This is a genomic window from Microvirga thermotolerans (assembly GCF_009363855.1).
Taxonomy (GTDB): domain Bacteria; phylum Pseudomonadota; class Alphaproteobacteria; order Rhizobiales; family Beijerinckiaceae; genus Microvirga; species Microvirga thermotolerans.
In genome coordinates, this window is sequence record NZ_CP045423.1 from 3,367,158 (window position 1) to 3,393,247 (window position 26,090).

The 26,090-nt window shown below is 65.5% G+C and carries 13 protein-coding genes and 1 tRNA gene; 4 read left to right on the forward strand and 10 right to left on the reverse strand.

Annotation, left to right across the window (positions count from 1 at the left end):
- Positions 1-18: 18 nt before the first annotated feature.
- The 5 genes from GDR74_RS16050 to GDR74_RS16070 all read right to left on the reverse strand — a co-directional run bounded on the left by GDR74_RS16050 (position 19) and on the right by GDR74_RS16070 (position 4,849).
- Positions 19-804 carry a sensor histidine kinase gene (locus tag GDR74_RS16050; protein ID WP_152587237.1) on the reverse strand — a complete coding sequence of 262 codons (786 nt, stop codon included), beginning with the start codon at positions 802-804 and terminating at the stop codon, positions 19-21.
- A 134-nt stretch (positions 805-938) separates the two neighbouring features.
- Positions 939-2,030, reverse strand: a complete 1,092-nt coding sequence (locus GDR74_RS16055; protein ID WP_152587238.1) for an ATP-dependent DNA helicase — start codon at positions 2,028-2,030, stop codon at positions 939-941.
- Positions 2,027-2,893, reverse strand: a complete 867-nt coding sequence (locus GDR74_RS16060) for a DMT family transporter (RefSeq protein ID WP_152587239.1) — start codon at positions 2,891-2,893, stop codon at positions 2,027-2,029. The genes GDR74_RS16055 and GDR74_RS16060 overlap by 4 nt, the downstream gene beginning before the upstream one ends.
- Before the next feature lie 427 nt (positions 2,894-3,320).
- On the reverse strand, positions 3,321-4,310 hold the full coding sequence (locus tag GDR74_RS16065) for a hypothetical protein (protein ID WP_152587240.1): 990 nt from the start codon (positions 4,308-4,310) through the stop codon (positions 3,321-3,323).
- Between the two features lie 128 nt (positions 4,311-4,438).
- On the reverse strand, positions 4,439-4,849 hold the full coding sequence (locus GDR74_RS16070) for a PRC-barrel domain-containing protein (protein WP_152587241.1): 411 nt from the start codon (positions 4,847-4,849) through the stop codon (positions 4,439-4,441).
- Between the two features lie 171 nt (positions 4,850-5,020).
- Here GDR74_RS16070 and GDR74_RS16075 point away from each other — a divergent pair, with 171 nt between their 5' ends.
- Positions 5,021-6,178 (forward strand): SDR family oxidoreductase, encoded by a 1,158-nt coding sequence (locus tag GDR74_RS16075; RefSeq protein WP_152587242.1) that lies wholly within the window; start codon positions 5,021-5,023, stop codon positions 6,176-6,178.
- A 92-nt stretch (positions 6,179-6,270) separates the two neighbouring features.
- Positions 6,271-7,182: a penicillin-insensitive murein endopeptidase gene (mepA, locus tag GDR74_RS16080; RefSeq protein WP_152587243.1), complete on the forward strand. Its 912-nt coding sequence runs from the start codon at positions 6,271-6,273 to the stop codon at positions 7,180-7,182.
- A gap of 49 nt (positions 7,183-7,231) precedes the next feature.
- Here the strand turns inward: mepA and GDR74_RS16085 are convergent, their stop codons facing one another.
- From GDR74_RS16085 to GDR74_RS16095, 3 genes are all read right to left on the reverse strand, one after another.
- Positions 7,232-7,762 carry a TIGR00645 family protein gene (locus GDR74_RS16085; RefSeq protein ID WP_152587244.1) on the reverse strand — a complete coding sequence of 177 codons (531 nt, stop codon included), beginning with the start codon at positions 7,760-7,762 and terminating at the stop codon, positions 7,232-7,234.
- A 68-nt stretch (positions 7,763-7,830) separates the two neighbouring features.
- A complete protein-coding gene (msrA, locus tag GDR74_RS16090; RefSeq protein WP_152587245.1) occupies positions 7,831-8,490 on the reverse strand; it encodes a peptide-methionine (S)-S-oxide reductase MsrA in 660 nt (219 codons plus the stop codon).
- Positions 8,491-8,579: 89 nt separating this feature from the next.
- A complete protein-coding gene (locus tag GDR74_RS16095; protein WP_152587246.1) occupies positions 8,580-8,903 on the reverse strand; it encodes a PetM family of cytochrome b6f complex subunit 7 in 324 nt (107 codons plus the stop codon).
- A 195-nt stretch (positions 8,904-9,098) separates the two neighbouring features.
- On the opposite strand from GDR74_RS16095, the gene GDR74_RS16100 reads away from it, so the two are divergent.
- Both GDR74_RS16100 and GDR74_RS16105 read left to right on the forward strand, forming a co-directional pair.
- Positions 9,099-9,188 (forward strand) — tRNA-Ser (locus tag GDR74_RS16100).
- Positions 9,189-9,692: 504 nt separating this feature from the next.
- Complete coding sequence (locus tag GDR74_RS16105) at positions 9,693-11,183, forward strand: FAD-dependent monooxygenase (protein ID WP_152587247.1); 1,491 nt, start codon at positions 9,693-9,695, stop codon at positions 11,181-11,183.
- Positions 11,184-11,384: 201 nt separating this feature from the next.
- Here the strand turns inward: GDR74_RS16105 and GDR74_RS16110 are convergent, their stop codons facing one another.
- Positions 11,385-16,661 (reverse strand): cadherin domain-containing protein, encoded by a 5,277-nt coding sequence (locus GDR74_RS16110; protein WP_152587248.1) that lies wholly within the window; start codon positions 16,659-16,661, stop codon positions 11,385-11,387.
- A gap of 129 nt (positions 16,662-16,790) precedes the next feature.
- On the reverse strand, positions 16,791-25,829 hold the full coding sequence (locus tag GDR74_RS16115) for a cadherin domain-containing protein (protein ID WP_194164560.1): 9,039 nt from the start codon (positions 25,827-25,829) through the stop codon (positions 16,791-16,793).
- Between the last annotated feature and the right edge of the window lie 261 nt (positions 25,830-26,090).

Genomic DNA, 26,090 nt, shown 5'->3' on the forward strand with positions numbered 1-26,090 from the left:
CGCTCCTCTCGTCGTTGCTCATGTGATGTCCGTTTCGTTCTGCGGCAGGCGGAGCGTCATGGTCGTTCCCTCGCCGGGTGAGCTCGTCACCTCGATTCTCGCTCCCATCGCGTCCACCAGCTGGCCGACCACCCACAGTCCCACGCCGAACCCGCCTGCGGACGCCCCCTGGCTCACGGCGCGCTCGAACTGGCCGAAGATCCGGGACTGGTCGGCGGCGGAGATGCCGATGCCCCTGTCCCTTACGGTCACGACGGCCCCGTCCGCAGCGGCGTGCAGAGCCAGGTCGATCGGCCGTCCGAGGCCGTACTTGACGGCGTTGGAGACCAGATTGTCGAGAATCTGCTCCATTGCCAAGCGGTCGCCCTGGATTTCGAACCGCTCCGGCGTGTCGAGGGCGATGCGGGACCCGGCATATTGGGCCGCCGGAGCCGCGGCCTCCGCCACGTCGCGCAGGAGCTCCGCGAGATCGAAGCGCTCGCGGACAAGGCTCCGCTTGCCGGTCGTCATGCGCGAGACCTCGAGCAGGGTCGTCGCGCGGCGCACGTAGCCCTCCACCAGCCTCTCGAGGCGGGCGAGCCCTGCGGCGAGGTCGTCGCGGGACGGCGCATTCCGGGAATGACCGGCAGCCTCGATCAGCCGACGCAGGCGCTGCACATGCGCGAGGATCGGCGTCATGGGATTGCGCAGCTCATGGGCGGCCATCGCAAGAAAGGCGTCGCGCGCGGCGACCGCCTCCCTCAGCTCCGCGACCTGGCGCTCGAGCGCGCCGATCCGCGCCGCCGTGTCCTCGTCAAGCACCATGTGATCCGGGACGTCCTTCCGCACTGCCACTCCGCCGACGGGGACGATCCCCTTTGAGCCGCCGCATTAACGCATAGGGCGCAGCCCGGCGCAGATCAACGGCATTCTGGGGAGAATGCAGCCTCCCCCTGCCCTCACAGAACCACCGTCGCCTTTTCCGCCGCGCGGGTGAGGCCCGTGTAGAGCCAGCGGCTGCGGTGCTCCCGGAAGGCGTAGGACTCGTCGAACAGGACCAGGTCGTCCCACTGGGAGCCCTGCGCCTTGTGGACCGTGAGCGCATAGCCGTAGGTGAACTCGTCGGACTCGCGGCGCAGGGGGAACGGAATCTCCTCCTCCGCCCCCTCGAAGAAGGCCTTGTGGACGGAGACGTCCACGGCCCTGCGGCGACCGTCGTCGTCGGGAAGCACGTCCATGCGGATGAAGTCGTTGCGAATGCCCCGCAGGGCCTGGATCGTCCAGGTGCCGCCGTTGAGGAGACCCTTGGTCTTGTCGTTGCGCAGGCACACGAGCTTCTCGCCCGCCGCGGGCATGGGATCGCGGAAGCCGTGGAGCTCGCGCAGTCGCGCATTGTAGAGGCGACGCGTCCGGTTGAGGCCCACGAGGATCTGATCGGCGGCCATCACGCGGGCGGCGTCGATCTCGCGGCGGCGGATGACGCGGCTCTCGCCGTAGACGCCCGGCTCCAGGCGCCCGCCCTCCCGGACCCTCATGGACATGTGCACGATGGGATTGTCCTGCGCCTGGCGGTGCACCTCGGTCAGCATCACGTCGGGCTCCGCCTCGGTGAAGAAGCCGCCGCCTTTCACGGGAGGCAGCTGCGCGGGATCGCCGAGCACCAGAACGGGCCGCCCGAAGGACAGGAGGTCGCGTCCCAGCTCCTCGTCGACCATCGAGCATTCGTCGATCACGATGAGGTCGGCCTTCGCCGCCTGGCTCTGGCGGTTGAGCACGAACTGCGGACCGCCCTCGTCGGACTCGCGGGAGCGGTAGATCAGGGAATGGATCGTCGAGGCGTCGCGGCACCCCTTGGAGCGGAGCACCAGGGCCGCCTTGCCGGTATAGGCGCCGAACGCGACCTCGCCGTCCACGCCCTCCGCGATGTGCCGCGCCAGCGTGGTCTTGCCCGTGCCCGCATAGCCGAACAGACGGAAGACCGGGCGGTCCCCGCGCCGCAGCCACTCGGCCACGGCCTTGAGGGCGGCATCCTGCTGCGGCGACCAGCTCATGACGATCTCGCCTCCCGGCGGAGGGAATAGAGGATCCCGGCGATGATCAAAGCGCTCCCGACGAACACGAAAGGATCGAGCGGCTCATCGTAGAGCTTCCAGCCGACGAAGGCGATCAGCGGAATGCGCAGGAAGTCGAGGGGGACCACCATGCCCGCGTCCCCGTGCCGATAGGCGTTGGTGAGGCAGTAATGGGAGAGCAGCCCGCCCGCGCACAGGCCGACGAGCGGCAACGCCTGCGCTCCGTCGAGCAGGCGCCAGAAGGCCCGGTCCGTCGCGATCAGGTTCATCGGCAGCTGCATCAGGTTCATGAAGAAGACGATCGAGAAGGTCCTCTCGGTGGCCGTCAGGCGCTTCGTCACCACCGCGACCAGCGCGAAGGCGAGAGCCACCGCAAGAACCATGAGGCTCGCCGGCTGCGCCGTCTCGGCCCCGGGCCGCAGGATCACGAGCACGCCGACGAAGCCGAGCGCCACCGCGGCCGCGCGTCCCTGCGTCAGCCGCTCGCCGAGGAGAGGAACCGCCAGGATCGCAACCCAGACCGGCGTGGTGAACTCGAGGGCGAAGACCGTCGCCAGCGGCAGGATCGTCAGGCTGTAGGCCCATGCCGCGGTGCCGGCGAAATGGATCGCGTTCCGGAGGAGGTGCAGGCCGATGCGCCGGGAGACGAGTCCGGCGCGCACGGAGGGCCGCAGCGCCGCGAGGAGCAGGAGGAACGCCACTGCCGTGCCGTTGCGGATGGCGAGCATCTCGAACACGGAGAAGGTCCGCGCAAGGGCGCGGACCGCGACCGCCGTCGCGGAGAAGGAGAGGAGAGCGCCGGTCATCCAGACGACGACGGCGAGGAGGCTGCGGTGGGACACTGCGGAACGGACCGGCGGAAATCGGAGGGCGGACGACTCTGGATTAGCGCCCGATCCGCCCCTCGTGAAGGCTCATTCGCACACCTGGACTGCGACGCAAAGCGCAGGCCACGCTCGCCGGTCCGCGGCCCGACCGTCCCGCCGCTGGCGACGCTTGAACGTCTCCACGACCCGGGACACGGCTCGTCGCCACCTCTCGCGCGCGATGAATCGGATTGCGCAGCGGGAGCGATTCATCCCGCGGAATTGGCTATCGGTGACACGCGAGGGGCGCTCTTCGCGAAAAAATTTTCGCGCGCCTTCATCGCCGTTTCCGCGCACGGTGCAAGGCACGTTGCTGACGAATGCTGCCCCTGTACATACGGAGAGTCTTGCTGCGCGAATGCCGCAGATCGACGTCATTCGACAATCCGTTAAGCGACTGTACTTAAACAGGTTTTTTCGCATGCCGCAAAGCGCCGGAGACGGCTGCGGATGCAGGCCGGCGCCCGTGCGGGAGCAGTCGTTCGGGATGCGTCGCGCCCTCTGCGTGCAAGTCCCAAAGCATGGTCGGGAGAAAAGTATCCACAGAAAATGTGCCCGATTTACTTTCTACACTTTCCGTTAATCGGAACCCCCTTGGTATAACGACGTTGCCTTCGAAGCGTGACGGTTGCACGCGAAGGCCCTTGAAGGAGGCGGCTATGCCGACAGACGAGAAGTCAAACCCGCTGACGATGCTGTTCACGGGTGACTCTGGTGCGACCAGCACCAAGAAGAAGAGCAGCGCTCGCCGCAGCTCTTCCAGCAAGAAGAGCGGAACGTCGAGCGCCAAGAAGAGCGGCACCTCGACGGCCCGCAAGTCCGCCGCGAAGAAGGCGGCGACTTCGTCCCGCACGAGCGGTTCGAAGAGCGGATCGAAGACGGCGTCGAAGTCCGGCACCAAGTCGGCGGCGAAGTCCTCGGCCCGCAGCAGCACCGCCAAGAAGGCGGCGTCCAAGTCCACGACGAGCCGCAGCGCGGCGAAGTCCGGCGCGAAGAAGACCGCCGCGAAGAAGGCTCCCGCCAAGTCGGCGGCGAAGTCGACTGCGAAGTCGGCGGCGAAGAGCCCGGCTCGCAGCACGGCCAAGAAGGCGGCGTCCAAGAGCACCGCCTCGCGTTCGGGCGCCTCGCGTTCGAGCACCTCGCGTTCGAGCACCTCGCGCTCCAGCGCCGCCCGCGGCGGCTCGAAGAGCTCGGCCCGCACGGCGGCGAAGTCCCGCACGGCGGCGAAGTCCCGCACGGCGGCCAAGGGCTCCTCGAAGAGCTCTGCGTCCAAGGCGTCGAAGTCCCGCAGCTCCGGCAAGGCCCCGGCGCGCGCGGCTGCCGCCACGAGCCGCACGTCCTCGACGAAGAAGTCGAGCGCCGTCGGCGCGAAGCGCTCCTCCGGCTCGCGCAAGTCGACGAAGTCGAAGCGCTGAGGCCGACAGCCCCGCGGGCGGGATCTCCTGCCGGTCGGGCCGGACAGAAAATCGCCCGGCGAAAGCCGGGCGATTGTCGTTTCGGGACCGCGCCCGGGCCCGCCCGTCAGCGGCCGGTGCTCAAGGGGTCGCTCTCGCCCCAGTAGGGGGTGGCGTTGTAGTAACGGTGGACATGCTCCTCCCACTCACGGTCGTAGGAGGCGTCGTGGCCCTCCGCGGTGCGGCGCGGCGCTCCGCGCAGCTGGTCCTCCGTCAGGTTCAGCTCGTAGGCGTCCAGCTCCGTGTTGTACTTCAGGACGCCCCAGGGAAGCGTGTAGTACTCCTCGCCGAGCCCCATGAAGCCCCCGAAGCTCATCACCGCGTAGGCGACCTTCCCGGAGCGCTTGTCGATCATCACGCGCTCGATCGTCCCGATCTTCTCGCCGTCGCTCCGCCGGACCGGCGTACCCTCGACCTTGTCGCTGGCGATCAGGCTGTGGGTTTCGCGGACATCGCCGCTGTGTGCCGTCGTCTGCATCGTCGTCTCCCATGATCCTTCGGTGCCATGGCAACGCTCGGGCGGAGAAGCCGTTCCGGCCCGCGGCCGCGGCGGAAAGGTCCGTGAGCCGCCCTGGCGGGACGGAACCCCCCATTTGCCCTCACGTTGACCCCGGCCCTCACGGAGACGGCAGGAACGAAGGAGCGGAAGATGGGCTTTCAGCAGAAACCGGTCGAGGAGCAGGTCGTCGTCATCACCGGCGCGTCGAGCGGGATCGGGCTCGCCACCGCCCGGCTCCTTGCCGACCGTGGCGTCAGGGGCCTCGTCCTGGTCGCGCGGAACGAGGACGCCCTGCGCCGGGTCGCCGAGGAACTCGACGGGCGCAGGACGCGGGCCGTCGCCGTCCCTGCCGACGTGAGCCGGCGCGAGGATCTGGAGCATGTGGCCCGCGTGGCGCTCGACACCTTCGGCGGCTTCGATACCTGGATCAACGATGCCGCCGTCGCCGTCTATGGGACCCTCGACCGGATCCCGATGCAGGACCAGCGCCAGCTCTTCGAGGTGAACTACTGGGGCGTCGTCTACGGCTCCATGATCGCCGCCCGCCATCTGCGCGAGCGCGGCGGCACCATCATCAATGTCGGAAGCGTGCTCTCCGAGCGCGCCATGATGCTCCAGACGCAGTATTCCGCCTCCAAGCACGCGGTGAAGGGATTCACGGACGGGCTGCGCATGGAGCTGGAGCACGAGGGAGCGCCGGTCTGGGTCACGCTCATCAAGCCCTCGTCCATCGACACGCCCTACGTGGAGCACGCACGCAACTACCTCGACGCGGAAACCGCCGTGCCTCCGCCGGCCTACGACCCGCACCTCGTCGCGAAGGCCATCGCCTTCGCCGCCGAGAACAAGCGGCGGGAATTGACCATCGGCTTCGGCGGGTGGGCCATCGGAGCCATGGGCAAGATCGCCCCGCGCATGGTCGACCGGGCCATGGAATGGACCGGCTATGCCGCTCAGACCACCCACCACCGCGAACGTCCCGAGATGAGGGACAACCTCTACCGTGCCCGGCAGGACGGCGACGTCTATTCCTCGCTGCCGGGGGAGCCCCGCAAGACGAGCCTGCTCCTCGAGGCGCAGATGCACCCCGTCGTCACGACGGCGGTTCTCGCGGGCCTCGGCGCCGCCATGGCCGCGCTGCTGCTGCCCCTCGGCGGATCGATGCGGCGTCCGCGCCGCCACCGCCCGATGCCCCCCTATCGCGCCGTCTCGCGCCGCCTGGGCAACGGCCACGGGGAACGGACCGCCGGTCCGGGCCATGCATCTTGGCGGGCCGAAGCCGGCGGGCGTCCGCAGCCGCGGCACTGAGAGGAGACGCTCTCGGGCACGGCTCCGCCCGAGACCGGCGCGCCGGCAGAAAGGCAGGATCACATTTCAAGCCGATGCGCTAGCCTCCTCCCATGAACGCGATTCGGATTCTCGCCTCGACCCTGCTCCTGACCCTGTCCTGCGCCGCCGCGGCGCAGGACAGGGGAACCCTCGATCCAAAGCCCCTGCCGCCCCTCGCCCGTCCCGACGATCCCTCGACGCCCGCGAAGGAGTTGTTCGGCCGCCGCGACACGCCGGCCGACCTGCCGCCGCGCGCCATCGGCGGCTATGCCAAGGGCTGCGTCGCGGGCGCCGTCGCGATCCCGGCCGACGGCGAGACCTGGCAGGTGATGCGCCTGTCCCGCAACCGGAACTGGGGACACCCGAACCTGGTGGCCTTCCTGCGCAGACTCGCGGAGAAGGCTCCCCGGGCCGCCGGGTGGCCAGGTCTTCTGCTCGGCGACATGGCGCAGCCCCGCGGCGGCCCCATGATCACCGGCCATGCCTCCCACCAGATCGGGCTCGACGCGGATATCTGGCTGACGCCGATGCCGTCGCGCCGCCTGAGCCGCGCGGAGCGCGAGGAGATGTCCGCCACCAACGTGGTGAGACCGGACGGGCTCGATGTCGATCCCGACGTCTGGACCTCGCGCCACACGGCCCTGATCCGCGCCGCGGCGACGGACAGGGAGGTCGCGCGCATCTTCGTGAACCCGGCCATCAAGAAGGCGCTCTGCCGCGAGGCGGGAGAGGATCGCGGCTGGCTGCGGAAGGTCAGGCCGATGTTCGGCCACAACTACCATTTCCACGTCCGCCTCGCCTGCCCCGGCGGGGAGGCCGCCTGCGAGGACCAGGACCCGCCGCCGCAGGGCGACGGCTGCGGCGCGGAGCTCGCCTACTGGTTCACGCCGGAGATGCTTCACCCCAAGCCGGGCAAGCCGCGCCCGCCCCTGACGATGGCGCAACTCCCTGCCGAATGCCGCCGCGTCCTCGCGGCGCCGTGAGGCGCCGCCGCTGCTGCGGGCTCTCCCGCCTCGCCTGTCGGGAATGAAGTCAGTGGCCGCGCGCTGCGGGCGGCTTGGCGGCCTTGTGTCCGCCTTCGGCGATCCTGTCGGTTAGGGCAAGGACCACTCCCGAGCCGACGAACACCAGATGGATGATGACCAGCCAGGTGAGGTTGCGGTCGCTGACGTTCTCCACGTTCATGAACGCCTTCAGCACCTGGATCGCGGAGATGGCGACGATGGAGGACAGAAGCTTGAGCTTCAGGCCGGTGAAGTCGATCTTTCCCATCCACTCCGGCCAGTCCTTGTGGTCCGCCGCGTCGATCTTGGACACGAAGTTCTCGTAGCCGGAGAAGATCACGATGACGATGAGCGACCCGGTGAGGGTGAGGTCGACGAGGGTCAGCACGCCGAGGATGACGTCCGATTCCCTGGCCGAGAACGCGTGGGTGACGAAGTGGAAGAGCTCCTGCATCGCCTTCATGAGGAGCAGGGCCAGCGCGATCACCAGCCCGACATAGAACGGCGCGAGCAGCCAGCGGCTCCCGAAGAGAAAGCGTTCAAGAATTCGCTCGATCATCACCCGGCTCCTGAGGACGCCGGGTGGATGCCACGGCCCCGGAAGACGCGCAAGATCCCCTCGTCGGGTCACTCGGCGGCGACGCCGGTGCCGATTGGACAGGAGACCCCCGTCCCGCCGAGCCCGCAATACCCGTTCGGGTTCTTCGCCAGATACTGCTGATGGTAGTCCTCGGCGAAATAGAACGGCCCGGCATCGAGAATCTCGGTGGTGACGGGGCCGTATCCCCGCGCGGCGAGCGCCTTTCCGTAGGCCTCGCGCGAGGCCTCGGCGGCGCGCCGCTGGCTGTCGTCGAAGACATAGATCCCCGACCGGTACTGCGTGCCGACGTCGTTGCCCTGGCGCATGCCCTGGGTCGGGTCGTGGTTCTCCCAGAACGTCTTCAGAAGGGTCTCGTATGCGATCTTCCGGGGGTCGAAGACCACGAGGACCACCTCGTTGTGCCCGGTCAGCCCGGTGCAGACCTCTTCATAGGTCGGGTTCGGCGTGAGGCCGGCGGAATAGCCCGCGGCCGTGATCCAGATCCCGTCGCCCAGCTGCCAGAACTTGCGCTCGGCGCCCCAGAAGCAGCCGAGGCCGAACATCGCCTTCGCGAAGCCCTCCGGATAGGGCGGCGCGAGGGGGCGGCCGTTCACGAAATGGGTCTCGGCCGTCTCGAGCGGCGTCGGGCGTCCGGGAAGGGCCTCCGACGGCGTGGGCAGATCCAGGCGCTTACGCAATCCGAACATGGCGGGCTCCTCGTTTGCCTTCATGTAGTGACGCTCCGCGCCGGCGCGAGCCCGGCTTCCGTCACTGTCCCGTGAGGAGCCTGGGCCGTTCAGCGGCCGGCGAGATAGCCGATGGGTTCCATGGACCTCTGGCCGAGCCAGAGCAGGAAGGCTCCGACGAGAAAGGCCGTGACGGAGGCCGGCAGCTGCAGGAGGGGAACGATGAGGGAATCCCACAGCCAGGGAGAGAAGCGGGCTGCGACCCGCGTCTGGAGCCCCGGAACCCCGCCCGGAACGACAAGGCCGATGAGGCTGTCGACGCTGGTAAGCGATATAACGTTGTTGACCATCGATCGCGTGCCGTCGATCACGAGGCCGACGAAGCCTGCGGCAACCAACAGCAAGCCGAGCATGCGCGCCAGGAATTTCAGCAAAGGGCCCTCTCCGAATAGAGGGGTCATTTTAGGGCGTTTCATCAAGAAGGCAAAGTGTCGCCTGCCTTTCGATGAAACTTGGATCTTGCCTTTTGCATTCATTTGGCGCTACACGAACGCCCTCCGCCGAATGCGGAGTTCGCCGGCCGTCCCGCGGGGTTTTCCGAGGCGGCCGGGAAGGCCCGAGGGCCGAACGGAGGGGTGGCCGAGTGGTTGAAGGCGCACGCCTGGAAAGTGTGTATACGGGCAACCGTATCGCGGGTTCGAATCCCGCTCCCTCCGCCATTATCTGACCCTGAAGAAACGGGCCCATTCCTGCCGACCCCCTGCCCTGGGGAGCGCTCCGCCCCCTCGACCTGAAACCGAGGCTCCGTCAGCGAAGCCGGTCCCGCTTTTCCTGAGGATGCCCCATCGTCCATGAGAGCGCTGCGGTTGCAGCACTCGGCGCTCGAGTCGTGCCAGGTTCGAGACCGGCCACGCCCTGCCTTGCAATACAGGATTATTTTCTAGGGCATCCCCTACAGAGACGACCCGCGGCGTCCGGGACAAGCTGCATTTCGAAGGGAGATCCGCCGGCGCCGTCGGCGGCGGGGAAGACGAATGCCCTGCCGTCTCATCTCATAGATAGGGCGCCCAACCGGCTTGCTTCAAGGCCCGGCCCCTGCCGTAAGACTGGCCGCCGATGCCGGAGGATGCCGAGGGAGCCAGGACGATGCATGTGCCATTTCCAGCCTGCGGAGCGCCGCGCGAGGGCCTCGAGCCGCCGCTGCCGAACTGCGGAGCGCCGCAATGACGAGACATGCGGTGGCGATCGTCGGGAGCGGCCCGACGGGGCTGATGCTGGCAGGCGAGCTGGCCTTGGCGGGGATCGACGTCGCGATCGTCGAGCGGCGCCCGACCCAGGAACTCGCCGGCTCCCGCGCCGGCGGGCTGCACTCCCGCACCATCGAGATCCTCGACCAGCGCGGAATCGCCGACCGGTTCCTGTCGGAGGGGCAGACGGCCCAGGTCGTGCGGTTTGCCTCCCTATCCCTGGACATGAGCGACTTCCCGACCCGGCACAATTACGGGCTCGCCCTGTGGCAGAACCATATCGAGCGCATCCTCGCAGGCTGGGTCGCGGAGCTGGGGGTTCCGGTCTATCGCGGCCGGGAGGCAACGGGCTTCGTGCAGGACGACGACGGCGTCGAGGTGGAGCTGTCCGGCGGCCAATCCGTGCGGGCGGATTATCTCGTCGGGTGCGACGGCGGGCGCAGTGCGATCCGTAAGGCGGCCGGCATCGCGTTTCCCGGCTGGGATCCGACGATCAGCAACCTGATCGCCGAGGTCGAGGTGGCGGAGGAGCCGGAATGGGGCATCCGCCACGATGCTCTCGGCATCCATGGGCTGAGCAGGCTGGAGGACGGGAAGCGCGTGCGGGTGCTGGTGACCGAAAGGGGCCTTGGATCCACCGGCGAGCCCACCCTGCGCGACCTCAGCGAGGCGCTCGTTGCCGTCTACGGGACGGACTTCGGGATCCGCCGCCCCACGTGGATCTCCCGATTCACCGATACGGCCCGGCAGGCGGCGGCCTACCGCAAAGGGCGGGTGCTGCTCGCCGGCGACGCCGCGCACGTGCATTATCCCACCGGCGGACAGGGGCTCAACCTCGGCATGCAGGATGCGGTGAACCTGGGCTGGAAGCTGGCCCAGGTGGTCGAGCGGAGGGCCCCGGAGAGCCTCCTGGATACCTATCACGCCGAGCGGCACCCGGTGGCTGCCCGGGTGCTGCGCACCACGATGGCGCAGGTGGCGCTCCTGCGCCGCGCGGACGACCGCACGAAGGCCCTGGTCGACGTCATTGCCGAGTTCCTCGGCATGGACGAGCCGCGCAGGCATATTGCCGGCATGATGTCGGGTCTCGACATTCGATACGATCTCGGAGAGGGACACCCGCTGCTCGGGCGTCGCATGCCTGATCTCGAGGTGGTCACGGCCGACGGCCCGCTGCGGGTCTTCACCTTCCTGCACGATGCACGGCCCGTGCTGCTCAATTTCGGCGATCCCGGCGACCTCGACATCGCGCCGTGGAGGGACCGGGTCCGGCAGATCGACGCCAGATACGACGGCATATGGGAGCTTCCGGTCCTCGGCGCGGTCAGCGCGCCTGGTGCCGTGCTGATCCGGCCCGACGGCTATGTGGCCTGGGTGGCCTGGGTGGGAGACCGAACCGGGCGGGGCCCTGCCGAGGCGCTCACCACATGGTTCGGACCGCCTGCAATGGCACGAGCCGGCGCTTAAAGAAAAGGCCCCGGCAGCTTCTGCCGGGGCCGGGGTTCTCCCAAGGATAAGGAGACTTGGAGCGAAGAGGGAGACTTGGAGCGGCTTGCGGGTGCTTGAGATCGCAAGCCGTCCAGGGGTTCCTCTGTTTGTTGCCTGTCTTTCAGGCGGACTCGGAGGACCGCGTCCGCCCAACCGGTTCCCGGCTCTCCTGAAGAGGCGTTAGACGAAGAAGAAGTCCTTGTAGGTGATATCGCCGCCGGTCTTCTTGTTCGGGTCGAAGGTGATGGTGGCGATCTCCAGGGTCTTCTCCTTCGTGCCGATGCCGTCGGCATCGAAGTAGAGCTTGTAGGTCTTGGAGTTGACCTTCTTGATGCTGAAGTAGTCGTCCTTGTCCTTCGGCCCCCCGCTCGTCGACAGCCAGCCGCTCTTCATCTTGATCGGCTTGTTCAGCGACGCGCCTTTGCTCTTCATGTACTTGGCGATCACCTTATTGGTGAAGGCCGCATCGTCGAAGTAGAGGGAGTCGTACTTCGCCTGGAAGTCCTTCACGGTGTCGACATGCTTCTTGTAGTCGCGCTTCGTCACCTTGAAGTCGAACAGGAAGGCGTCCTTGTTGAGGTCGCCCTTCGTGTACTTGCCTCCGTAGAGCGTGTCCCTTCCGGCCCCGCCCGACAGGACGTCGTTGCCGCGATCGCCCTTGAGCATGTCGTTGCCGGCGCCGCCGAAGAGACGATCCGCCCCGAGATTGCCGGACAGCCTGTCCGCGAGCGCGCCGCCGTAGAACACGTCGTTGCCGAGCGTGCCTGTCGTGAACTCGGGGTTCACATCGGCGACGTTGATCGCGAACGCCTTGGTGTAGCTCGCGCCGGCGACGTCCGTCACCCTGACGGAGACGTTGTGGCTCTTGTTCTGCTCGTAGTCGAGCAGGAAGCCGTTCTTCACCCGCAGCTGATTGCCGACGATCTCGAACCGATCGTCCGGAGCGGACAGGGCATAGGTCAGCGCAGATCCGCCGATCCCGTCATCGGTGGCGCTGAGCGTCCCCACGACCGTTCCGGCCGCCGCATATTCCGCCGCGACGGTGCCCGACAGCTGGATGTCCGTCGGAGCATGGTTCTGCGGAGGCGCAGCCGGCGGTGTCGAGGTGACCTTCACGGCCGTGTTCACCACCGGGGTCGACGGGTGGGACTCATCCGCGACGCTGACGCTGAACTGAGTCGTCACCGGCGCACCGCCAGCCGCTCGATCCGTCGGATCGAACTGCAGGTCGTGCAGGATGTTGTTGACCTCCTGCTCCGTCAGATTAGTCCACTGATAGACCTTGTCCTGCCCTGAGGTGCCAGGCGCCGGAATGGTGATGCTGCTTCCGCCCACAGCGATCAGCTGGCCGTCCTCAGACTTGAAGCGGATCGTCAACGTAAGCTGATCGTTCTCCGGATCGTCCACCACCAGGCTGTCGAAGGCATCGACCGGACCCTGGTTCGTCGCCACGAACTCCGTCTGCCCATTGTTGGCCACCGTTATGGTCGGCAGATCGTTCCCCGGGTTGGTGTCGTCGTTCTGGATCGTACCCGTGGCCGTAGCGGTCGCGATGGCCGCCCCGGTTGCGTTCGACAGCGTAATCCGGAACGTTTCATGCTGTTCGAAGTTCGTGTCGCCCGCGACCTGGATCACGATCTGCTTCGTGACCTCGTTGGCTGCGAAGTGGAGGCTTCCGTTGGCAGGATGATTGGCGTCGAACACGAAGTCCCCGCCATCGGTCGTGATGTGGCTGAGAGCCCAATCGACGTGCGCCTCCCCGGAGGCATCGCCCGACCGGGTCACGGTAAAGGTGATCAGGGTCGGCGAGCCCGTTCCGCCATTGCCCTCCAGGACCGAGACATCGGCGATGGAGAGAGCCGGCTCCGCGGCGATGGCGAAGGTGTGGTTCTCCTGATAGCGCAGGGCGTTGTTGGCCGCGTCGTAGGCCACCACGGTCAGGGTCTTGTTGCCCACGTCCGCCGCCGTGATCGCCGCGTTCGTCCGCACCTGGCCGGTGATCTCGTCGATGGTGAACTTGCCGTCCGTCGTGACGAGGTTGCCGCCCACCAGGAACGCGTACTTGTTGCCGCGGAAGCCGGCGGCGGTGTCCGGGTCGACCCAGTTCGCCAGCACCACGTTGGCATTCGCGCCGGTGGCGCCCGCCTGGACCGCCTGCTGGTTCGTGAAGGTCAGGTCCGTCGGCGCCTCGTTGACGTCGCCGACCGTGACCGTCAGGGTCTGCGGCCCCGAGGACAGGCCCGTGCCGTTGGTGTCGGTGGCGACCACCGTCACCGTGTAGGTCTGCTGGCCTTCGAAGTTCAGGCTCGCTCCGGCCTTGACGAAGATCCGGCCCGTCAGCGGGTCGATGTCGAAGTTGGCGTTGTTGGAGATCGCATAGCGAAGCCCCGCCGTGCCGCCGTCGTCGTCCGCCGTCACGACGCCGACCGTCGTGTCCGCACCCGAGTTCTCCGCCACCGTGCCGCCCGTCGACCACCGCACGTTCGTCGGCGCCGTATTGGCCGCCGCGGCGATGGCGAAGGTGTGGTTCTCCTGGTAGCGCAGGGCGTTGTTGGCCGCGTCGTAGGCCACCACGGTCAGGGTCTTGTTGCCCACGTCCGCCGCCGTGATCGCCGCGTTCGTCCGCACCTGGCCGGTGATCTCGTCGATGGTGAACTTGCCGTCCGTCGTGACGAGGTTGCCGCCCACCAGGAACGCGTACTTGTTGCCGCGGAAGCCGGCGGCCGTGTCCGGGTCGACCCAGTTCGCCAGCACCACGTTGGCATTCGCGCCGGTGGCGCCCGCCTGGACCGCCTGCTGGTTCGTGAAGGTCAGGTCCGTCGGCGCCTCGTTGACGTCGCCGACCGTGACCGTCAGGGTCTGCGGCCCCGAGGACAGGCCCGTGCCGTTGGTGTCGGTGGCGACCACCGTCACCGTGTAGGTCTGCTGGCCTTCGAAGTTCAGGCTCGCTCCGGCCTTGACGAAGATCCGGCCCGTCAGCGGGTCGATGTCGAAGTTGGCGTTGTTGGAGATCGCATAGCGAAGCCCCGCCGTGCCGCCGTCGTCGTCCGCCGTCACGACGCCGACCGTCGTGTCCGCACCCGAGTTCTCCGCCACCGTGCCGCCCGTCGACCACCGCACGTTCGTCGGCGCCGTATTGGCCGCCGCGGCGATGGCGAAGGTGTGGTTCTCCTGGTAGCGCAGGGCGTTGTTGGCCGCGTCGTAGGCCACCACGGTCAGGGTCTTGTTGCCCACGTCCGCCGCCGTGATCGCCGCGTTCGTCCGCACCTGGCCGGTGATCTCGTCGATGGTGAACTTGCCGTCCGTCGTGACGAGGTTGCCGCCCACCAGGAACGCGTACTTGTTGCCGCGGAAGCCGGCGGCCGTGTCCGGGTCGACCCAGTTCGCCAGCACCACGTTGGCATTCGCGCCGGTGGCGCCCGCCTGGACCGCCTGCTGGTTCGTGAAGGTCAGGTCCGTCGGCGCCTCGTTGACGTCGCCGACCGTGACCGTCAGGGTCTGCGGCCCCGAGGACAGGCCCGTGCCGTTGGTGTCGGTGGCGACCACCGTCACCGTGTAGGTCTGCTGGCCTTCGAAGTTCAGGCTCGCTCCGGCCTTGACGAAGATCCGGCCCGTCAGCGGGTCGATGTCGAAGTTGGCGTTGTTGGAGATCGCATAGCGAAGCCCCGCCGTGCCGCCGTCGTCGTCCGCCGTCACGACGCCGACCGTCGTGTCCGCACCCGAGTTCTCCGCCACCGTGCCGCCCGTCGACCACCGCACGTTCGTCGGCGCCGTATTGGCCGCCGCGGCGATGGCGAAGGTGTGGTTCTCCTGGTAGCGCAGGGCGTTGTTGGCCGCGTCGTAGGCCACCACGGTCAGGGTCTTGTTGCCCACGTCCGCCGCCGTGATCGCCGCGTTCGTCCGCACCTGGCCGGTGATCTCGTCGATGGTGAACTTGCCGTCCGTCGTGACGAGGTTGCCGCCCACCAGGAACGCGTACTTGTTGCCGCGGAAGCCCGCGGCCGCGTCCGGGTCGACCCAGTTCGCCAGCACCACGTTGGCGTTCGCGCCGGTGGCGCCCGCCTGGACCGCCTGCTGGTTCGTGAAGGTCAGGTCCGTCGGCGCCTCGTTGACGTCGCCGACCGTGACCGTGATCGCCTGGGTCGGACCGTTCACGCTGCCGTCGTTCGCCCGCACATAGACCGTGTAGGTCTGCTGGCTTTCGAAATTCAGCGCGCCCGCCGCCACCTGAAGCTGGTTGCCGACGATCGTGAACAGGCCGTTCGCATTGCCGCCGCCCGCCTGCGTGGTGTCGAAGCTGTAGGTCAGGTTCGCCGCCGGCGTCGAGTCGTCCGTCGCGCTCAGCGTGCCGGAGAACGCCGCGTTCTCGCTGACCGCCACCGTCGTCCCGCCGTTCACCGTCGGCGCCGACGGAGGCTGGTTCACGTCCTTGACCGTGATCGTCACGTTGCCGACTGCGGTCGCGTTCGCCGCCCCCGTGCCGTCATTGGCCACCACCGCATAGGTCAGCGCCGTGTCCGAAGTCACGTTCGCCACCGTGCCGTTCGTCTGGATGACGTTGCCCACGATCTTGAACTTGCCGTCCGCGCTGATCAGACCGTTCGAGCCCGCCTGCGCGTTCTGGAACGTGTAGCCGATCGTCTGGCCATCCGCGTCCGTCGCCGCCAGCGTCAGCACCACCTGGTTGCCCGCCGTGCCCTCGTTCACGTTCGCCGCTCCCGCCGGAACCGGCGGCGCCACGTTCACGTCCTTGACCGTGATCGTCACGTTGCCGACCGCGGTCGCGTTCGCCGCCCCCGTGCCGTCATTGGCCACCACCGCATAGGTCAGCGCCGTGTCCGCCGTCACGTTCGCCACCGTGCCGTTCGTCTTGATGACGTTGCCCACGATCTTGAACTTGCCGTCCGCGCTGATCAGACCGTTCGAGCCCGCCTGCGCGTTCTGGAACGTGTAGCCGATCGTCTGGCCGTCCGTGTCCGTCGCCGCCAGCGTCAGCACCGTCTGGTCCGCCGCCGTGCCCTCGTTCACGTTCGCCGCTCCCGCCGGAACCGGCGGCGGGTTGTTGACCCCCTCAGGGATATCCTGCAGCTGAATATTGACGTTCACCTGCTGGTAAACGGGCCCCGTATTGTTGGTGTCGTTCGAGTCCCGGAACTGGAAGGTGACGCCGGGGTAAATGTCACCGACATCGTCGTTTTCGAAGTCGAGCCGTCCGGTGGCAACGAGATACCACTTGCCCTGATCCTGCACGACGTCGAAAATCCCTCCAAAGGTCTGAATAGGCACGACCTTGTAGGAACCTGAGGGCGGCGGAGTGGTTGGGTCGAAGCCGATCAGTTCGAAAAGCCTCGTGTTGAGAGGCACCTCCTCGTCGATAGAGCCAACCCTGCCCGTGGTGTCGACCGAGCTGTGAAAGGGGTTACCGGTAAGCGCCTTGAGCGTCAGATTAACAGCCATAAGAGCCTCTAAAGGTTATTTTGACCTTGGATGTTCCGTCGCTCGCAGCGCGACCAGAGCTTGTTCTCGAAATGTTATATTATTGGAAAGGTGGGCTGTAAAGGCCCACCTCTCACCAGGGTGCCCCCATCAGATCAGGTAGAAGTACTCGTGAGTGAGAATGGGCTTGGTGGCAGCAGAGATGGTCGCGATGAGCCGAGCGGCTGCGGCGCCGTTGCCGTCCGAGTCATACCAGATCTCGCCTGTGGTCTTATTGTAGAGAATCCGGTGGCTCGCATCCGTTGCCACGGTTTCCGCCGCTGTCGCCCCAATGACAAAGGCGCTCGCCTTCAGCATCTTCCGGCCGTCTGGAAGCGTGTCCACCAGATTTGAGGTGATCCCGGTAAATCGCGTCCCCAGCAGTTCGATTCGATCCCCTTCGGTTGTGGCGGTCTTCAGATCGAAGTTGCTGATGATATCCCGGTTCCCGGCCGTGGGCGCCACATCAAACCGGAACGCATCGTCTCCGGCTCCGCCATTGAGGGTGTCGACGCCCACCCCCCCGCTCAGGGTATCGTTGCCGATGCTGCCATTCAGCCTGTCGTTGCCCGATCCCCCGCGCAGGAAATCGTCGATACCGATTCCCGGGATATCCGTCGTCAGGCCGCTGACCACCTCTCTTTCAAGGTTCAAGACGGTCAAGGTCTTGGTGAAGGAGACCCAGCGATTGCCGCCGTCGTCCGAGACTTCCACCGTCACGTCGAAGGTCGGTGCAAGCTCGTCGTCGATCTTCGTCTGGTTCTTCACCAGAAGCTCGCCGTTCGTGCCCATCTCCACCCGGCCGCCAGCGTCGTCCGTCAGTCGCCAGATCAGCGGGTCCGTGTCCGTCGCGGTGAACCGGCCGATCACGAGACCGCGTCCCATGTTCTCCAGAACGGTCGAGTCCGAGAACGCAATGTTCGTCGGAGCCTGGTTACCGTCCGTATCGGTCACGACGACGTGGACGGTGCTCTCCGCCCAGGCGCCGTGGCTGTCCACCGACCTCACCACATAGGCGAAGTCGCTGTTCTGCTCGACCGAGGCGTTCACCACCTTGATGACGCCATTCTCGATGCGGAACCGGTTGTCCTGGCTCTCCGCGTGCAAGGCGTTGTCGTACCAGAACCCGATCGTCACCGTGTCGCCCTGGTCCTGATCCGCGGACACCAGGGTGCCCACCTCGGAACCGGCCGTAAGCGTCTCGGCGATGGTCTTCGAGGCCGCCCCATCCGACCAGGCCGGAGCCGCCGGATCGTGGTTGGTCTCGCCTGCCCCGCCCAGGGTCGTGTTGACCGTCGCCGAGGTGACGACGGGCGCATGCGCGGCATCCTGGACCGAGATCGTGAACACCGTCGACCCTACAACCCCATGGGCGGGATCGAACCTGAGGCTCTGGAGGAGGCCGTCCAGCGTGCCGGCCGCGCCCACGAAGGTGAGGGTGACGATGCTGCCCGAGGTGCTGACCCGCACCTGGGCCGGATCGTAGCCGGTCAGCTCGCCCATCGTGCGGTCGTAGGAGATCTTGACCGTCAAGGCGTCGTCGTCGCTGTCCTCCAGATCGATGCCGCGGAACGGCGCCACCGCAGGACCGTCGTCGGTGGCCGGCGTCACCTGGGTCCCGTCAAGGAAGGTGACGGTCGGCGCCGCGTTGGCCTGGACCGCGCCGTGGGTCGTGTGCACCGTCACCTGGGCCGGGACGGGAGCATGCATCGGGTCCTGGACCGAGATGTCGAAGACCGTGTCGACGCCATTTGGCGCGTTCAGGGCCAAATCGTTCGTGGGATCGAACGAGAGGCCGTGCAGGAACGCGTCCAGCTCGTCCGCCGTGCCCGTGACGATATAGGTGCGGATCCCGTTCACCAGCGAGGTGGAGATGAGCCGCGACCCGAACCCGGACAGCTGGCCGGCAGCCTCGCTGAACCGGATGGTCAGAACGAGCTGGTCGTTCTCGCTGTCGGAGATGTCGACGCCGCGGAAGGGATAGACGGCGGAGCCGTTGTCGGTCGCCTCGGTCGTTCCCGTAGCGACATCGATCGTCGGCGCCGCATTGGTGGTGCCCTGGCCGCCGGCCGTGGTCTCCACCGTCACCTGACGCGTCACCGGGGCGTGCGTCGCGTCCTGGACCGAGAGCGTGAACGGCGTCGTGTTCGCCGCACCGTCCGCGGGGTTGAAGGACAGCCCGCGCAGGATCGCGTCGAGCTGGTCCGCCGTTCCGGACAGGATGTAGGTCCGGATGCCGTTCGTCACCGTCGAGGTGGCCGGCAGGCCGGTCCCGCTCAGAACGCCCTCGCCCGCCTCGAACGAGATGGTGAGCGTGAGCACGTCGTTCTCGGCATCCGAGATGTCGACGCCCCGGAACGGGAACACTGCGGGCCCGTCGCTCGTCGCCGGAGTCGTCTCCGTCCCCGGCACGATGTCGATGGAGGGCGCGGTGTTGGCCGTCCCGTCGCCATCGACCGTATGGATCACGACCGAGTCCACGACCGGAAGGTGCGTTCCATCCTGAACGGAAATCGTGATGGTCGTGTCGCCGAGGGCATTCGTGGACGGATCGAACTGGGCCCCGCGGAGGAAGGCATCCACCACGTCCGCCTTGCCGACGACCCTGTAGGTCACGACCGTGTTGCCGGGCGAGTAGCTTGTCTCGACCTGAATTCCGGCCGGGAAGTTCATCGTCCCGTTCGCGACCCGATGGGAGATGAGGACAACCAGGTCGTCGTTCTCCGCGTCCGCGAGGTCGATGCCGCGCAGAGGATAGACGTTCTGCCCGTCATCCGTGGCGTTCGTCTCCTTCGTGCCCTCGGCAAAGGCGATGACCGGCCGCTGGTTGTCGCTGGACTCGGTGACGACCGTCACCGCATCGGGATACGTCGCAACCGGGTGATATGCGTCAGCCACAAAGAAGGTGAAGCCGGTCGTGACCATGCCGTTGTCGGCCGAGTCCTGAGCGGCGTCGAACGTCACGGTGGACAAATAGTTCTGGAGATCCGCCGCCGTACCGACGAGCAGAACGGATCTGGTCGTCCCATTGATGAGCTGCGAACCTCCGAAGGTCACGCCGTCCCGGGTTCCGAGATTGCCAAGAGAGCCGCTGGCATCGCGGAACTCGATTCTTATGTTGATCCGATCCGTCTCGATGTCGGCCAGTCGCACGCCGACGAAGGGCATTACGGTGCCGACATTGTCCTCTACGTGGAAGCGATCCTGGTTCTCCGCGACGGAGAAGGTCGGCGCGACGTTGGCGGGCGTATCGTGAACGGTGACGGTCCGCTGAGCGGTGTCGATATTGTCGGAGAAGAGGACACTGAAGTCCGTCGTCCTCGTGGGGGAGCCAACGTACTGATCGTAAGGGTTGAACTGCAACTGCCGAACGGCATTGTTGACGAACTCGAGGCTGCCCTGCACCCAGTAAGAGCCGGTCTCGCTATCATATGCGTAGTCCACTCCCTCGGTGCCAAGGAAGTTCGTCAGAACACCGTTGCTGGGGTCGAAGCCGATCGCCACAACGACGTTTCCGGTCACGGGATCCGTGTCCGCATCCCGGAAGATCAGATCCTGGAAGGGCGAGACGAGGGCAGTGTCGGGCGTCGTCCATTCCGTCGACCCGCCCTGGCGGACGTCGATGACCGGCAGTTGGTTGGTCGCCCCTGCCGGATTGACGGTGACGTTGACCTGCTCGATGTGCCACAGGCCGTTCCCGCCCTGGTCGGTGACCTTCACGTAGACCGGCACCACCGTGGACGTCTCCACATCCGGAAGGCCGCCGGCGCCCACCCGGATCGCGCCGGTCATGGCGTCGATCTGGAAGGCCGTGCCGGTATAGTCGGTCCCGTCCGCGTTCACCAGCTTGAAGCGGAAGTCGCGGTTCGCCGGCGCGCTGTCCGGATCCGTCACGGTCGGGGCGGCCGCCACGAGAGTGCCAGCCAGCGCACGCTCGTCCATCGCGTTCGGCGTGTAGGCCGCAGCCGTCGGAGCCTCGTTCTGGTCGGAGACATGAACCCTGAACACGGTCGGCTCCGACACCTGAGCGCCGGTCCCGTCCCGCGCCACGACCGCGAGTTCGTAGTAACGATCGGTCCCGTCGCTGAGAAGGTCGGGCGACTCATAGTTGAGGGCGGAGACCACGGAGATCTCACCCGTATCCTGATCGAGATGGAACAGGGTCTTCAGCACATCCGAGACGCCGTCCGCCCACTCATAGGTGACGCCCCACTGCTCCGGATCTTGCGAGTCCATGGCGACCGTGGCGAGACCGACCGTATTCTCGTTGATGTACCCATCCTCGACGAGAGGGGCATTCGGAGCCTCATCGACATTGTTGAGCGTGATCCTGAGTTCCTGAACAGGGCTCTCCAAGCCGTTGGAATCGGCCGCCCGAACATAGATCTTGAGAACGGGAGTGGTCTCGCGATCGAGGCGGGCATTCGGAGCCAAGCGGATTTGACCGTCGGGATCGACGATGAAGTAGTGGTTGTGGCTACCTGCCGTGGGGACGAGCGTGAAGTGGACCGGATCCCCGTTCGGGTCGGTCGCCGTGATCCTGAAGGGAAGGACCGTCGAGTTTTCGTTAATGGAAACGGTGGTCTGGTTATTGTCCCATGTCGGAGCGCTCGGCGCACCGACGGCGGTCGAATTGACGACGACGTCCTGGTTGGTCACGGCCTGATGGGCGGCGTCCTTCACGGCGAGCGTGAAGTTCGTCGTGCTCGAAGCCCCATCGGAAGGATCGAAGATCGCAGCCTTCAGCACCTGCTCGATGGCATCGGCCTTGCCGGTCAGCGTAAAGCTGCGAATACTGCCGAGACCCACGCCGTTATCGGTCACGCTCACGCCCGCGCCGCCCACGATGCTCAAGGCGCCGCGCGCGTCGAGGAAGGAAACCGTCACCGTCAGGTCGTCGTTTTCGGCATCGAACAGGTCGACTCCACGGAATGGATTCGTGGTCTGGATGTCGGATATGTTCGAAACCCTATCCGCCGCTGCGACCGTAACCGTGGGAGCCGCGTTGGTGGTCGGGGTCGCCAGGGAGGTCACCACCCTGATCAGGCCGTTGGTCACGGGCGCATGATAGGCGTCCTGCAGTCCGAGGGTGAAGATCGTGGTATTGGCCACGCCGTCCGTCGGATTGAACCTCAGTCCCTGCAGGATCGCCTGAAGAGCGCTGGCCGTTCCAGAGAAGCTGTATGTGATCGTTTCCCCCGTCACGGACATTCCGGTCGCGGCGTCCGTGTTGATGAGGGCTCCATCGGCCTGCCGGAACGAGACCGTCAGGGTCAGGTTATCGTTCTCCATATCGTGGAGCCGCACGCCCGTGAACGGCGCAACGGCGGATCCGGTGTCCGTCGCGTCCGTCCTGTCGGTTCCGGCGAGGACCGAAATGCTCGGCGCGAAATTCGACCCCGTCCCATGGCTCGTGACAACCTGGACCTGGCTGTTGCCGACGGCCTGATGGAAATCGTCCTTCACGGTAATGGTGAAGCCGGTGGAGAGCGCGCCCCCGGCCGCCGAATCGTTGGTGGGATCGAACGTCAGGTTGTGCAGAACCGATTCGACGAAAGCGGAGCGCCCCGTGAAAGTGTAGGTGCGAATGCCGTCGATCAGCGTGCTCGTGCCGAACTCGGCGTTTCCGAGCGTGCCCCGGCCGTCGAGGAAGGAGACCGTCACCGTCAGGTAGTCGTTCTCCGCATCCCCCAGAGCGACGCCCCGGAAGGGATAGACCGCGGGGCCGTTGTCGATTGCAGAGGTTGTTTCCGTGCCCGGGGCGACTCTGATCGTCGGTGCAGCATTCCCAAGGTCGCCTCCGTGGAAAGAGGTGATGACGTCGATCTCGTGGTTCTCGATGACCTGGTGGAGGTCGTCCTTGATCGTGATCGAGAAATTCGTCGTGTTGGCGACGTTGTCGGTTGGATTGAAGGTCAGCCCCCTCAGGAGGTTCTGGATATCCTGTGCTTTGCCAAAGAAGAAATAGGTCCGGAGATCGCCGTCGAGCATCGTCCCGTTATAGACCTGAGATGAATAGTCAAGGTTCCCTAGAGTGCCATGCGAGTTCAGGAACGAGAGCGTAACGGTTACGTCGTCGTTCTCTGCATCCGACATCGTAACGCCGAGGAACGGCGTCACCGGAGGGCCATTGTCAGTGGCCTCCCAATCTTTCTGGCCAGTGATCTCCAGCACCGGAGCCTGGTTGGATCCAGGGCCGCCGGCGATGTCGGTGACGACCATGATCTGGTCGTTGACGGTGGCCTGATGGGTGTCGTCCTTCACCGTAAGGGTGAAGACCGTCGTGTTGGCGAAGCCGTTCCGCGGATTGAACTGGAGGTTATGCAGAATTTCCTGAACGGCGGCAGCTGTGCCTCTGAACGTATAAGTTACGTTGTTGTTGGCGTAGGTTCCCTGAACGGGCGAGTTCAGCAGAGCGCCGTCATGATCTCGGAACGAGACCGTCACGGTCAGCATGTCGTTTTCCGCATCCTGCAGGACCACGCCACGGAAAGGCGAGACCGCCGGGCCGGTGTCGGTGGCCGGCGTGACCATCGTCGCAGGGTCGATATCGACTGTCGGCGCCGCATTGGTGCTGCCGGCGGCAGTCGAGGTGACGACCCTGATCTGCTCGTTCAGAACCGGCATGTGCCTGCCGTCTTCAACGGATATGGTGAACTGCGTGGTGTTGGCGACGCCATTCCGCGGATCGAACGTCATGTCCCGCAGGATCGCCTCGACCGCATTCGGCTTGCCGATGAACGTATAGGTTCGAATTCCGCCGGCGATTTCCATGGTTGCGCCAGTCGCACCAGCCAGGACACCATCGGCGTCGGCGAAGGAGATCTTCACCGTCAACGTGTCGTTCTCGCGGTCCCACAGGTCGATGCCCCGGAAGGGCTTCACGGGAGGGCCATTGTCGACGGCCGGCGTCAACTCAGTGCCAGGCACGATGTTGATCTTGGGAGCTTGATTGATCACCACCTGGCGCGTGTCGTTCGTAGCGGTCGCGATACCGTCGGAGAGGGTCAGCGTGAAGCGGGTGTTGCTGAGGACACCATCCGTCTGGTTCCACTTCAGCTGCGCCAGCAGTTCCTGAAGGTTGGCCGCCTTGCCGTGGAACGTGAAGGTCCGCGTCAGACCGTCGGCGGACAGGACCCCGCTCACGTTATCCACGGAAACGCCAGCCACACCCTCCACATTGCTCAGGACACCGTTGGCATTGAGGAAGGAGACCGTCAGAGTGAGGTCGTTGTCGTCGGCGTCGTCGAGCCAGATATTGAAGAGGGCTGGCGCGGCAGCCTGATCGTCCGACTGAATGACAAACTCTTCGCCGGAATCGATCGAGATCGTCGGGACGTAGTTGGCGATTGCGTTGACATGAACCCGGGTGTTCACGACCTCGAATTCCCCATCCGAAAGGGACAGAGTAAAGGTCGTAATGCCCGGAACGTTGTTTGCCGGATCGAACCCAATATTGCGCAGGACCGACTGCAGTGCGCTTGCAGTCCCTTGGAACTTATAGGTTACAGTTCCGTCGGGGTTAACATCCACGCCGATGACCGATGTCGCATCCGTCAACCGTCCACGCACTTGCTCGAAGGTGACTTTGAGTGTCAGAGTCTGAGGGGAGTTGGGATTGTCAAGATCGTCCAAGTCGGCCAGCGTGACTCCCCTGAAAGGCCTTACCACCTCTCCGCCGGTCGACGCAGTGGTGCCCTCGTCCTCCGGCGCGACAGTGATCAGGGGCGTCTCGTTGGCGTTCCAGAGACCAAGCTGGACCGTTTTCTGGTCCACGAAGCTGGGATTGTTGGGATCGCGAACGGTCAAGGTCAGCGGGATGTACTGGCCCATTGTCGCTATATCGAGCTGGACACCCTGCTTCAGCTGCAAGTTAGGGACCCCTGACGTGGACGTCAATTCGAAATAGTCAGCTCCGGGACCCGAAAGGCTGTACTGGAGGCGGCTTAGATCGCCAGGTTCATCCTGCAGCCTGATGTAGGCTACTGTTTCTCCCGGCCGAGCGCCTTCATTCACGGTATCGAAAAGATAAGAGCCCCTGATACTGAGAATCCTCGGCGCCTCATCCTTGTCATTGAGCGCCAGGGTAAACGTCTTATACGTAACACCTCCATCGGCGCTCCAGGCCGACATCTCGAACGAGATAGTGTGTGTGCCGTTCTCATAGTCGAGAAGAGCGGGATTGATCACTTCGAGATAGGCATTGCTCGTGCCGTTCCCGACGACCCTGAACGTAGACTGCCCAACTGAATCGGTAAGTCCCCATGTCACCGGGCCGCTTTCGGCAGTCGCCGTCAGGTTTCCGACGAAGGTTGCCGGCGGAGCGTTTTCATCGATCCTCGTCGCCGAAAGCGCAAGATTGGTCGGCGGCTCAGCGACGTCGGTCAGGGTGAAGGTGAGCGTCTTGCTCGCAGAGTTGTTAAACGCGTCAGTCGCCGTCACAACGACGGAGATCTGGTGATTTGAATATGCTTCGTAGTTGAACTGGGACTTGTCGCGGACGATCAGCTCGTACCCGGTCGTCGTGCCGATGCGCCTGACATCGAACGCCGTTCCGCTGACCGTGTAGGTGATGGGGTCGCTCGGATCGTCCGCGAGCAGCTCTCCGAGCGAAGTGCCGTTTTCCATATTCTCCGCAATCGTCAGGCTGCCGTTGATCCTGATATTGGTCGGCGGCCTGGTGTCGCCCCCTTCGCCGGGAGGCGGAGGGCCGAACATGGGGGAGGATGCCGCGGACGTCTCACTCGTGGTCATACCGGAGGAGCCGTCATCCGCGGCTGCGAAGCTTGAGCCGGCCTCACCTCCCCCCTTCTGGATGGAGATGGTTTCTTCGGCCAAGAAGTCGGCTGCTTCTGCAGAGCCGAATTCGAGCTGCGGCCCGGCAGCCACAGGGGAAGACCCGTCGAACGCGAATTGGCCAAAAAGCTCATCGTTGCCGGGCACATGATCGTCGGCAGCAAATATCGACCCCACCGCCTCAGCAAGATTGCGGTTCATCGACGCGACCTTGTCGAGGACCGTGCCTTCCTTGCCCTGGCTCGCCGGGAGAATGGAGGGGTCGCCCGGGATCTCCTTCTCATGCAGGAGCTCGGTGCGATTGCGCACATCACCATTGGAACCGCGACCGGTACGATTGAACGACTTCGACATGTCTGACCCCTTGTAAGCGTCGACGAAACAGCGCCTTCCCGGCGCTGGAACAATATAACGTTGTATCATATGGCATTGAAAACGGGCTTCAAGTCTTTTCGAGATTTAATTTTCTGACTGCTGCCCTCCCCTGCGGAAGCAGGAGCGTCACAGGCGCAGTTCTCATTTTATAGTTGCATAAACTGGCATCTACATTGCTATTGGTTGCATATCCGATAGACATTCCAATGCTTCCGAGGGCGGCGGCGGAGAATCCTCCTC